Origin of the sequence: Arthrobacter sp. CAN_A1, from assembly GCF_015751665.1 — a bacterium.
Taxonomy (GTDB): Bacteria; Actinomycetota; Actinomycetes; order Actinomycetales; family Micrococcaceae; genus Arthrobacter_D.
In genome coordinates this window covers 76,653-88,350 of sequence record NZ_JADOUR010000012.1, presented here as the reverse complement: position 1 = coordinate 88,350, position 11,698 = coordinate 76,653, and the positions used below count along the sequence as shown (strand labels likewise).

The following is an 11,698-nucleotide window of genomic DNA, read 5'->3' as shown; positions in this document are numbered from 1 at the left end:
TCGGTAGGCCACGCCTGGCGAAACTGCGGACGCGTTGCTGTCGGAGGAGGGTCAGGAGTCCACGGGCAGCTTGGCGGCCGACCGCAGCAGCGTGGTGGTCTGCTCGACGGGCAGGGGACGGCTGAAGTAATACCCCTGGCCACCCACGCAACCCATCTCCTGCAGCTTCAGCGCCTGCTCTTTGGTCTCGATGCCCTCGAAGACTGCCTCCAGACCGGCTGCCCGAATCAGCTGCAGGATGGCTGCAATGAAACCGAACTGGATGGACCCGGTGGACAGCTCACTGAGCAGCGACCGGTCCACCTTGACCATACTGACCGGCAGCGTCCGCAGGTAACTGATCGACGAGTAGCCGGTGCCGAAGTCATCGATCTCGATGCACACGCCGAGTTGTTTCAGGCTCAGCAGCGAATAGGTTTCCACTTCCCCGCCGGTGACCAGCGCGGTCTCGGTAATTTCCAGCACCAACGCGACCGGGGGGATGTCGAACCGTCGCAACAGCCCGCGCACGTAGTCCACCAGGTCGAGCTGCTGCAGCTCGACGGCCGAGAGGTTGAGCCGCAGCTGGAAGTCGTCGTCGAGCTGCATCTCTGCCCGCCACAGCGAATACTGCCGGATCGCCGAGGCCATCACCCACCGATCGAGCTCGATGACGGCACCGATCTCCTCGGCCAGTGGGATGAACTCGTCCGGCATGATGAAACCGCGGGTCGGGTGGTTCCAGCGGACTAGCGCCTCGAGCCCCAGGACCCGCCCGTCGCGCAGGTCCACCACCGGCTGGTAGTGCAGGCTCAGCTGATCAGTCCGGATGGCGTCCCTCAGTTCGGATGCAATCTGGCTGCGGAGCTGGCGCTGCAGCAGCATCACCGGTTCGAAGACCTTGATGGTGCTGCGGCCCTCCCGTTTCGCTGCATACATGGCAGTATCGGCGTCGAGCAGGATACTTTCGGCATTCTGCTGCGGGTCAGCGAGCCTGACGCCGATACTGGCCCGGGAAAAGACGTGAAGTTCCTCAAGCGAGATGCGGTCACCCAGGGCAGCGAGGGCCCGGTTGGCAATCCTGAGGGCGATCTCCAGTGTTGCCTCGGGCACCAGAATGGCGAACTCGTCGCCGCCGAGCCGTGCCACCGTGTCGGAGTCCCGCACCACCCCGGCCAGGCGGTTGGCCACCTCCTGCAGGACCCGGTCGCCGGCGTCGTGCCCGAAGCTGTCGTTGACATCCTTGAAGGAATCCAGGTCGAGGAGGATCAAGGCGGGCGGCGTGTTTTCAGGCTTGTCAGCCAGCTCAGCCTCAAGCTTGGCCAGCAGGGCAATCCGGTTGTCCAGGCCCGTCAGGGCATCCGTCATCGCCATGGCCCGCATGTCCTGGTGCGCTTGGTGAAGCATGGCCGTGCGGCTGGCCACGCGCTCCTCGAAGTCGCGGTGCACCAGTTCCAGCTCTTCGGCGAGCAGGTTGAAGCCGGTGATGACGGCGTCGACGTCGTCCCGTGCCGCGGACGGCTCCATCCGGCTGCTCAGATCGCCCCGGGAGAGCCTGACAATCCCGTCGACCAGCATGGCTAGGCGGGGATCAGCGTCCTTTTCAGGCATTGGGGCAGCTACCTAACCAGGCCAGAGCCTCGGACTCAGTGGTGAAGAAACGGGTGGGGCACGGCGGTGGGTCGCCGCCGAGCAGGAAGTTGGCCAGGACGCGGTCAACTGGGGAGGTGCCCAGCACGGCGATCGCCGACGAGGATCGTGAGCCGGTGAAGATGGCTCTGGCGTCGCGGCTGATCGAGCCCACCCCCGAGATCTCCAGGAGCACTGGTCGAAGGCTGCCGTTGGCGAGGGATCGAGCCTTCTCGGCGTGCGCCTCGGCGATTTCACCCGTGATTTCCACGCCCTGCGGCATGACGAGACGGATGACATCCACCGGGTGGTCTTCGTCCACCAGGTTGTTCTGTGTAGTTATAGCCGACATGGTCCCTTTCACTGCGCCTGCCACGGTGTTCCAGTCCGGTGGGTGGTGGACGGATGGTTACCGCGAGGAAATACGACGACGGCGGTCGTTTGATCCCCGAAGATCACGGTTGAGGCGGCGGTCTCCGTGGTACAGGATGGAGGACCAGTCAGCTTCTTCCGGTGTCTTCTCGATCACCTGGGACTTTGTCTCGCGCTTCTTGCGGGGCGGGACGTAGAGCCAGTTGAGGACCCCGAGCACCATGTCCACAATTGAGTTGTTCACCCCAATGTAGGCGCGAATGGCGCCGGCCGCCAGCACCGCGTTGAGCCCGGCAAAGGCGGCGTTGCCCCAGTTCCCCTGCATGGCGTCACGCCACAGGGTAAGGACCGAGAACGCGACGATCGCGTAGGGGATGAACACGTAGAGGGCTGGGGCGGCGGTGCGGTCCTTGACCTTGGGCGTGCGCACAAAGGGGATCTTTTCGCCGGTAAACGCCTGCTGGATGGACTTCAGCACGCCGGCCAGGTTCACCGGGAGCAGCACTATGTTGAAGCCGTAGATCCTGAAGATGTCGCTGAAGCGGTGCCCGCAATCGCGGAGGTCGCTGCCCATGGCCAGGAAGTACGGCAAGGCGGTCATGAAGACCAGCGGGCTGAGGAGCCGGCTGTCGTAGGGGTAGCCGAGCAGGAACATCAACCCAAAGCTGGCCCAGGCGATGGACGCCATGTAATTGACGCGAAGCAGCACCTCACGCACCAGAATCCGGTCACGGCGGTAGCGCCGGTCCTGGAGTTGGTTCCAGAGCTTCGGCAGGATCAGGAGCCCGCCGTTCGCCCAACGACGACGCTGCACCACCAGGGAACCGAAGTCCGGGGGAGTGGCGCTGTAGCTGAGTCGTTCGGGATAGTTCACCAGGGTCCAGCCGTGGGCGCCCAGGTCGACGCTCGACTCCGTGTCTTCGATGACCGTCCGGTCCTGGATGTAGGTGTGAATTTCAAAACCGCCAACATCCTCCACCTCGAGGATGTCCATCAGGGCTTCCTTGCGGATCACCGCGTTGGCCCCCACCCAGAAGGTGGCTCCGTAATAGGTCATGCCCTGGTGCAGGATGTGCTGGATGTCGGTGGTCGCTCCGGCCACCCGTTCAATCCGGGTCGGTGCCCCGCGGAAGGAGGAGTACGGGGTCTGCGTTACGGCGACCCGTTCGTTTCCCGGTGATTCCAGGAGGTACACCAGACGGAGGCAGTAGTCGCGCAGCAGCAGCGAGTCGGCGTCGAGGGTCAACAGGTAGGTGGAGTCAGGCACATCAAGGTCCACCTGGGCTGGGCCCTCGGCGGGGCGCAGGATGGTGCCATTGGGGGACTCTTCACGGTGCCAGCGCTTCCCCATCAGGGAAATGTAGGAGTTAAGGTTCATCGCCTTGTTGGCCTCATGCGAGAGGGAGGCGAACATCTTCCGCTCAAAGGTTTCCAGGCGGGCGGTGAAGATGCGGCACAGCCTCAGGTACAGCTCGGTCAGCCGGTCCTCATTGGGTTGCTCGCCCTGTGCCCGGGCAGCGGTGAGTCCCAGCACCGTCAGCCGGAGCTCGCGGGCCAGGCCCATCAACACCAGATCGACGAAGAACTCATCAACGTGGTCCTCAACCCGCTCCGCGCCTGCCATGTCCTCCAGCCAGGTGGCGGCGGCGATGTACTCGTTGGTGAGCACTTCCAGTTCGTCGACGCCGGGGGCCACCGGGGCGGTAACCCGCTCGCGATAGCTGGTCAACGCATCGTTGAACCGGGTTGACGGTTCGAGGAGCTGCGCCTCGATATTCTCGGAAAGCTCGCGGGTGGTCTTCAGTCGGGCTGCGACCGCAGGATCGGTGGGGAACGGGGGATCGTCGAGCAGCAGGACCACCCGGAGGTCAGGAAACTCCTGAAGGGCAGCGGACCAGAGGGTGGCGCGCACCACCTGGGGTTCCTCAGCGTAGGACGGGACCAGGACGGTGATCCCGTCGTCGTAATGGGCGAAGTGGCGGTCCAGCTCACCCCGGGGGACCCGCTTGTGGTCCCGGAACCGGTACAGCGCACCTTGACGTGCAACCAGATACAGGAGGGCGGAGAAGGTGAGGAACGTGACAACGATCAGGTACGACACCGCTTCAAACTGGAAACGAAATCCCGCGCTGGGATTGTCGATGAGCTGCCGCAGGATCGTCGAGACCACATAGGACGCCCAGCCCGCCATGGTCGCGACAATCGCCAGGCGGCCAAGCGCAATCTTCCGGCGGGACGGTGTGGGGTGAACTATGGAAAGGGGTTCGGAGCGCTTCTCGGCCCCCCATTGGCGCTTGCGCGCTCCCGGACTGGTTTCCTTGGTGTGCTCAACAGGCGTCGCAGCCACTTTGTGATCCTTCATCTCGCTCCCCAGCGACTCGATTGCAGGATCGATCCCTGCCGCTCCCTCCGCAGACGGCTCGCGCCAACCACCCGACTGGTGGGGTTGCCTGCGTTCATTTGGCGGCTTCGCGCTCGGCGGAGAGCCGGATGCAACCGTTATATGACCGTGCAAGAGTAGCACTAGGCATAGGGACTTATAGTGGTTAGGTAACATAACAGTTTATAGTTCAAGTTTCCCCTTTATTCGTGGGGGCAGGATTCGTGGGGGCACTCATTGGCAAGGCACTTTCCGGGTCGGAAACTCTCGTTCGTTCGGCTCGTTCTTGTGGTGGGCGTTCTCGCGGCAGTGGTCGCCGCGTCGTTCACTGGATGGAACCGTTTCGAGGATGCCCGGGCAGCAGAAAACAGTGGGTCCTGGTTTGCTGGCTACGTTGATGCGACAGCCACCCCCTTCTATGCCTTCGAACGCCCGCAGACCGACGAAGGCGGTAGCGTGGTGCTGTCCTTCGTCGTAGCTGATCCTGAAAACCCCTGCGAACCGTCCTGGGGTGCCGCCTATACCTTCGACGAAGCTGAATCCACCATGGACCTGGATCGCCGGATCGCCCGCCTGATTCAAAGTGGCGGAGAAGTTGCTGTTTCCTTCGGTGGCCTGCTCAACGATGAGCTCGCTACGTCCTGCACCGACGTGAACGATCTCAAGGATGCGTACGCCTCAGTGGTTGACCGCTACAACCTCACCACCATCGACCTGGACGTGGAAGGCGAGAACCTGCTCGATACCGCAGGCGGGGAACGCCGGGCCGCAGCCCTCGCCCTGCTGCAGGAAGAACGCCTCGCCGCCGACGAACCGCTGAACATCTGGCTGACGCTGCCGGTAGCGCCGTCGGGGCTCACCGAGCCGGGCACCACAGCAGTCACCCAGATGCTCGAAGGCGGAGTTGACCTCGCCGGTGTAAACATCATGACCATGGACTTCGGGGGAAGCCGGCCGCAGACCATGAGCATGCTCGACGCCTCAATCGCCGCCGCCGAAGCAACCCACGCACAGCTGTCCACCCTGTACAGCCGGGCCGACATGCCGCTCGGGCCGCAGGCACTCTGGACCAAACTGGGCCTCACCCCGATGATTGGCCAGAACGACGTCGTCAGTGAGGTGTTCTCGCTGGATCACGCAGCGGGCCTGAACGCCTTCGCCGTCGAAAAGGGGATTGGCCGGATGTCCATGTGGTCCCTGAACCGCGACGCCACCTGCAGCGACAACTACGCCGATGTGACAGTCGTTTCAGTGGGCTGCAGTGGCATCGACCAGGACGGGCAAAGCTTCGCGCAGATCCTCGGCCAGGGGTTTGAGGGAAGCGCTGACAGTATCGCCACCACGTCGGCGTCACCGGAGCCCACCCCCGAACTGGTGGAGGACAATCCCGAAACCAGCCCGTATCCCATCTGGTCCGAGGACGCGACCTATGTGGCCGAGCAGCGCGTGGTGTGGCACGGCAACGTGTATGTCGCCAAGTGGTGGAACGAAGGATCAACCCCGGACAACCCTGTTCTCCAGGCCGATGAAACACCGTGGACCCTCATCGGGCCGGTCCTTCCGGGCGAAGCGCCAGTCACGGCTCCGACCATTCCCGCTGGAACCATCGACGAATGGGATCCGGAGCAGGTGTACGAGAGCGGCGATCTTGTCCGGCTCGACGATCACGTGTTCGAATGCAAGTGGTGGAGCCAGGGCGACAGCCCCGAGGCTGCCCTGCAGGGTTCGGCTGGCTCCCCCTGGAACCGTTTGACTAACGACGACGTCGTCAAGCTCCTGGAGGGTCTTGAGGACGCGGAGAGTTCCACCGCGAAGCCGACGGCGACGCCGAGCGGCACCCCGAGGCCGACTGTCACCCCGTCCGCCAGGCCGACGGCAACGCCAACGGCTGATCAGGACTCCTGAGGCCAGCTAGGGGCCGTCAGCCGGAAATTCGGCTGACGCCTAGCTCTTCTGGGGCTGCATCAGGGAATCAATCAGGCCGGCGACGTGTGCAGCACGATCCTGGGCGCCTGACTGGATGAAAAAGGTCTTCGCGGTGTCAAGGTAGCTCATCGCTTCGAAATCCTCGCCCCGTCCTGCGAGGGCCCGACCGAGAAGAAGATTCGCTTCGCCCGCGGTCTGAGGGGCCAGGATGATCGCGTCAGCGCAAATCGGCCGGAGGCGCTTGACTGCCGCATTGAGCTGGCCCGTGAGAACCAGCCAGTGAGCGCGGGTCAACGACAGCTCCAACTGGTCGCGGTCATTTCCTCCCACGATGGAGCTGGCAGTCTCCGCACGCTCAATGCACTCGAGCGTCTCCGCGTCGACTACGCCCGCGGCAAGCCTAAGTGCAGCAGATGCGCGGTTGAACCGGGCCCAGAGGTCAAGGTCGTTATTGGGGGATAGGCTCCCTGCGGCGAGGGAATGGAACTTGGTGCCATCCGCGACCTCATGGCGCATGAACGCTACGTTGCCAATCGCCCAGTGCGCCTTGCCAGCAGTCTGTGAGCGCATTTCGGTAGTGAGCAATACGGACAGGGCGAGGCATTGCGCCCAAGCCTCCTCCAGTCGGTCGCTTTCAGCGAGAGAGGCAATCAGGGCTTGATGTGCTTCAACCCGGAGTTCGGGGGCGTCGACGGCATCGGCTGCGACGTTTACGGCTGCAGTGGCCTGACGCACCGCTTCTGGTAGCTGACCCAGACCCTGCAGCCCGACGGCGAGCAGGGTCAGGACCCGAACCGCCAACGAGGGCGACTGGCTGGTGAGTGAATGGTCCCGCAGCTGCTGGGCTACTTTGACCGACTCTTCAACTGCCCCCTCTTCACGCAGACACTCGGCCTGCAGGAAGGCCATGTTCCACCAGGCAACCTCGTTACCATCGTCGAGGGCCAGATCCACTGCCTGTCCCGCAATGACGCGCGCACGCTCATAGTCTCGCTGGCTCCAGGCTTCCCGCGCCCTCAGCTCGTACAACAGCTGGTCGCCGGGCTGATTTATCGCCATGGGTGGTAGCCCCTTCGTGCAGTTCTCGGTGGACCTCGGGTGATGCTCACGGTGACTCCCATGTGAAGGGAAGACACCGTAACTTGAGTTTAGGGGATATTCGGCAGGTATTGCTTCCGAAAGTTCATCTTTCCAAACGCTTGGTTTTCTGTATTTCGTTCGTATACTAATAAAACTGCGTGAGGTTCGGTGCTTCACGCATTCTCGCATAAGCAAAGGACTCTCGTATGAAAAGATTATTTGCCTCCCTCATGGTTGTATCGGTGCTGACAATCGGCGGTGTCTCCACAGCTACTGCTGCCGACGCCGCGACTGGTTTCACAAGCTCCACCACCATCACCAAAATTGGAAACTGGCCACATATCGGAAACTGGCCGCACTAAGCATCTACCACTCATTTCGCACCTATTTGTGCGAGTGTTTGACGGATGACCGCGAACTTGTCCGCTGGGGACAGGTTCACGGTCATCTGCATGTCCAGGGCAAATTGCCCCTGAATTAGTGTGGCGCAACCCGTTCCGATTCCCGGCCAGGACCGGGTCACGGTAACGTGGGATTCATGCGTATAGCCCGATTTGTCGTTGACAGTGATCCAGCATTCGGAGTGGTAGAAGGCGAGGACGGCCAGGAAGAGATCGCGGTCATGGCCGGCGACCCCTTCTACTCAGGCGTTCAGCTCACCGGCGTCCGCCATCAGTTGGCGGATGTCCGACTGCTCGCCCCCGTCATCCCGCGCAGCAAAATTGTTGGTATTGGCCGCAACTATGCCGAGCATGCTAAGGAGCTGGGCAACGAGGTGCCACCAGCGCCCCTGATGTTCTTCAAGCCCAACACCTCGGTGATCGGTCCGGGCGACCCCATCGTACTTCCGGCTTTCTCAGATGAGATCTCTTTCGAGTCGGAGCTTGCCGTCGTCATCGGCCGGATCTGCAAGGACGTACCGCTCGATCGGGTCGACGAAGTTGTCTTCGGCTACACCTGTGCCAACGACCTCACGGCCCGGGACGCGCAAAAGACTGACAACCAGTGGGCCCGCGCCAAAGGCTTCGACACCTCCTGCCCGGTGGGTCCGTGGATCGAGACAGACCTCGATACCGAGAACCTGCGTGTTCGCGGCCGCCTCGACGGCGAGCTGAAGCAGGATGGGTCAACCAGCCAGATGATCTGGGGGGTCAGGGAACTGGTGTCCTATGTTTCCCAGGCCTTCACCCTGCTCCCGGGAGACCTCATCCTGACTGGCACGCCGGCCGGCGTGGGGCTGATCAGCGAAGGCGAACGCTATGAGGTCGAGATCGAGGGCATCGGACGCCTGTCCAACCCGGCACGGCGCTAACGATGCGGCGGGTACCACGGGGGCCCGTGCGGAACGGCAGCCCGAGCTCTGAGCGTCGTCGCCTCGGAAGGCTGATCGCCGTCGCGGCCTGCGGCATCCCGTTGGTGTCGGCGCGGGCAGCTTCCCTGAGCGGTGCGCCGCAGGTCTGGGTGTCGGCTCTCGCTGCACTCGGGTTTGGTGCTGCTGCCGTCCTGCCCCTGCGCTACTTTCGCCCGAAGACCACGGTCCGCTTCCAGATCGCTGTCGGGCTTGCCGTCGCGGCGCTCATCTTCGCGGCCTGGTGGTACTTCGCCGGGTAGCTCGGGGTCGGGGACCAAAGCCCCGTAGCGTCTCCGGGGCTCCCAACTCCTCGCTTCGCTCGGGGTCGGGGACCAAAGCCCCGTAGCGTCTCCGGGGCTCCCAACTCCTCGCTTCGCTCGGGGTCGGGGACCAAAGCCCCGTAGACTTAGCACCATCATGACTAATGCTGCTGAGATCCCCCTTGTCACCGATCAGACCCCCGTCCGAGTGCGGTTTTGCCCCTCGCCGACCGGCACGCCGCACGTCGGGTTGATCCGCACCGCACTGTTCAACTGGGCCTACGCCCGGCACACCGGCGGCACCATGGTGTTCAGGATTGAGGACACCGACGCGGCCCGCGACAGCGAGGAAAGCTACACCCAGCTCCTTGACGCGTTGAAGTGGCTAGGCATCGACTGGGACGAAGGCGTCGAAGTAGGCGGACCCCACGCCCCCTACCGGCAGTCCCAGCGTGGAGAGCTGTACCAGGACGTCATCGCGAAACTGCGGGCAGCGGGCCATCTTTACGAGTCCTTCTCCACCCCCGAGGAGGTCGAGGAACGCCACCGTGCCGCAGGCCGGGACGTGAAGCTCGGCTACGACAACCACGACCGCACCCTCACCGGGGACCAGCAGGAGGCCTTCCGCAGCGAAGGCCGGGCAGCCGTGTTGCGGCTCCGGATGCCCGACGACGACATCACCTTTACCGACCTGGTGCGCGGTGAGATCACCTTCAAATCCGGCAGCATCCCCGACTTCGCAGTGGTCCGCGCCAACGGTGCCCCCCTCTACACCCTGGTCAACCCGGTGGACGACGCCCTGATGGGCATCACCCACGTGCTCCGGGGCGAGGACCTGCTCTCCTCCACGCCGCGTCAGATCGCGCTGTACCGTGCACTGATCGACATTGGAGTGGCCAGCTACATGCCCCTGTTCGGTCATCTGCCCTACGTCATGGGCCAGGGCAACAAGAAACTCTCCAAACGGGACCCCGAATCCAACCTCTTCCTCCATCGCGAGCGCGGGTTCATCCCCGAAGGTCTGCTGAACTACCTGTCGCTGCTGGGCTGGAGCCTGTCCGCGGATGAGGACATCTTCACCGTCGACACCCTGGTCGAGAAGTTCGATGTCCACGATGTACTGGGCAACCCTGCCCGCTTCGACCTGAAGAAGGCCGAGGCAATCAATGGCACCCATGTCCGCCTGCTGGAGCCAGAGGACTTCCGTCAGCGGACCATCCCGTACCTGCAGGGAGCCGGCCTGGTCGGCGAGACCTTGAGTGAGCGCGACCACCAGATCCTCGCCGAGGCCGCCCCCTTGATCCAGGAACGGATCACCCTCCTCGGCGAAGCCCCGGACATGCTGGGTTTCCTCTTCACCGACGACGCCGGCATCCAGATCGCCGACGACGCCCGCAAGGGCCTCCCCGCCAACCTGGGTGAAGTGCTCGACGCCGCCCACGCAGCGTTGCAGCCACTCGAGGACTGGACCACCGACAACATTCAGGACGCCCTCCGGCAGGCTCTGGTCGAGGAACTGGGAATGAAACCCCGGCTGGCCTTCGGCCCGGTTCGGACCGCTGTGTCCGGCAAGCGGATCTCCCCTCCGCTCTTCGAATCCATGGTGATTTTGGGCAAGGACTCGTCGCTGGCCAGGATCAGCGCCTTCCGCGCGGCCGGCTGAGCGTGGACATTCTTCCCGAGATCGCCGGGGTGTTGTTCGATATTGACGACACCCTGGTGGATCTGGAAACCGCGATGGGCAGGACGCTCCACCATGTGGGCGCCGATACTCTGGCGCACCTCAGTGACGCCGACTGGATCGAATACAAGCGGTTGTACGCCCACGACCCGCTGGGCTCGTACAACCGATTCCTTGCCGGCGAGCTCACTTTTAGCGAGCAGCGTCTGCACCGGGCGAGGCACGCCCAGGCGGCCTTCGTCGAGGAGCCGCTGGAAGGCGAGGCTGCCCGGCGCTGGAACACGGCTTACGAGGCGACGCTGCCGCTGCACTTTGAACCGTACGACGACGTCGTCCCTCTTCTCGACGCGCTGGACGCGGCAGGCGTCCCCTACGGCGCGGTCAGCAACAACGTCCACGACTATCAGCGCGCCAAACTTGATCGCTCAGGGCTGTCCCGGTTTGATGTCCTCGTGGGGATCGACACGGTTGACGCGGCGAAGCCTGATCCTGCCATTTATCGGGAGGGCGCCCGGCAACTCGGCACCCCGCCCGAGCGCACCCTCTATGTGGGGGACAACAGGGTTATCGACGCCGAGGGCGCCGATGCTGCGGGGCTGATCGGTGTCTGGCTGGACCGGCGTGCCGCCGCACCGGCGGGCTTTGCTGGCCGCAGGATCACGTCACTGGCAGGCGTTTTGCAGTTCCTGCCGCATGTCCGGTAAAGTGATCTCTCGGCGCAGAGCGGTTTGAAGCGGCCTGGATGCTGCGTATGGAGCGGTCCAGGATGTGCCATTGGGGTATGGTGTAATTGGCAACACACTGGTTTCTGGTACCAACATTCTAGGTTCGAGTCCTGGTACCCCAGCGTTAGATGCGGACAATTTGGACGCATTTATCAGATGTGAAATAATCATCTAGCTCGTTTGGCTCAGGTCAAACAGCACACAGTACTGGCCCCATCGTATAGCGGCCTAGTACGCTGCCCTCTCACGGCGGTAACGCGGGTTCGAATCCCGCTGGGGTCACAATTACCCCCGGAACCCACCAGGTTCCGGGGG

The 11,698-nt window shown here is 63.4% G+C and carries 9 protein-coding genes and 2 tRNA genes; 7 read left to right on the top strand and 4 right to left on the bottom strand.

The window, feature by feature from the left end:
- Positions 1-51: 51 nt before the first annotated feature.
- Genes IWX62_RS13245 through IWX62_RS13235 form a run of 3 tightly spaced genes read right to left on the bottom strand, consistent with a single transcriptional unit; the run spans position 52 to position 4,342 of the window.
- The gene (locus IWX62_RS13245) at positions 52-1,590 is read right to left on the bottom strand and encodes a putative bifunctional diguanylate cyclase/phosphodiesterase (protein ID WP_196841879.1); all 1,539 of its coding nucleotides are present in this window, start codon (positions 1,588-1,590) and stop codon (positions 52-54) included.
- Positions 1,583-1,960 carry an STAS/SEC14 domain-containing protein gene (locus IWX62_RS13240; RefSeq protein WP_196841878.1) on the bottom strand — a complete coding sequence of 126 codons (378 nt, stop codon included), beginning with the start codon at positions 1,958-1,960 and terminating at the stop codon, positions 1,583-1,585. Before IWX62_RS13240 ends, IWX62_RS13245 begins: the two co-directional genes overlap by 8 nt.
- 57 nt (positions 1,961-2,017) lie before the next feature.
- Entirely contained in the window at positions 2,018-4,342 is a 2,325-nt protein-coding gene (locus tag IWX62_RS13235; protein WP_333483424.1) for a glycosyltransferase family 2 protein, read from the bottom strand.
- A 306-nt stretch (positions 4,343-4,648) separates the two neighbouring features.
- On the opposite strand from IWX62_RS13235, the gene IWX62_RS13230 reads away from it, so the two are divergent.
- The gene (locus tag IWX62_RS13230) at positions 4,649-6,265 is read left to right on the top strand and encodes a carbohydrate-binding protein (protein ID WP_333483423.1); all 1,617 of its coding nucleotides are present in this window, start codon (positions 4,649-4,651) and stop codon (positions 6,263-6,265) included.
- Between the two features lie 39 nt (positions 6,266-6,304).
- Here IWX62_RS13230 and IWX62_RS13225 read toward each other — a convergent pair whose 3' ends face one another.
- Positions 6,305-7,345: a hypothetical protein gene (locus IWX62_RS13225; RefSeq protein WP_196841877.1), complete on the bottom strand. Its 1,041-nt coding sequence runs from the start codon at positions 7,343-7,345 to the stop codon at positions 6,305-6,307.
- 559 nt (positions 7,346-7,904) lie between these two features.
- Between IWX62_RS13225 and IWX62_RS13220 the strand changes: the two genes are divergently transcribed.
- The 6 genes from IWX62_RS13220 (at position 7,905) to IWX62_RS13195 (ending at position 11,665) form a co-directional block, all read left to right on the top strand.
- Complete coding sequence (locus tag IWX62_RS13220; RefSeq protein WP_196841876.1) at positions 7,905-8,678, top strand: fumarylacetoacetate hydrolase family protein; 774 nt, start codon at positions 7,905-7,907, stop codon at positions 8,676-8,678.
- A 26-nt stretch (positions 8,679-8,704) separates the two neighbouring features.
- A complete protein-coding gene (locus tag IWX62_RS13215) occupies positions 8,705-8,977 on the top strand; it encodes a hypothetical protein (protein WP_196841875.1) in 273 nt (90 codons plus the stop codon).
- 157 nt (positions 8,978-9,134) lie between these two features.
- The gene (gltX, locus tag IWX62_RS13210) at positions 9,135-10,640 is read left to right on the top strand and encodes a glutamate--tRNA ligase (protein WP_196841874.1); all 1,506 of its coding nucleotides are present in this window, start codon (positions 9,135-9,137) and stop codon (positions 10,638-10,640) included.
- A gap of 2 nt (positions 10,641-10,642) precedes the next feature.
- Positions 10,643-11,362 carry an HAD family hydrolase gene (locus IWX62_RS13205; protein ID WP_196841873.1) on the top strand — a complete coding sequence of 240 codons (720 nt, stop codon included), beginning with the start codon at positions 10,643-10,645 and terminating at the stop codon, positions 11,360-11,362.
- Between the two features lie 71 nt (positions 11,363-11,433).
- Positions 11,434-11,505: transfer RNA gene (locus tag IWX62_RS13200), tRNA-Gln, on the top strand.
- 87 nt (positions 11,506-11,592) lie between these two features.
- A tRNA-Glu gene (locus IWX62_RS13195) sits at positions 11,593-11,665 on the top strand.
- Positions 11,666-11,698 lie beyond the last annotated feature (33 nt).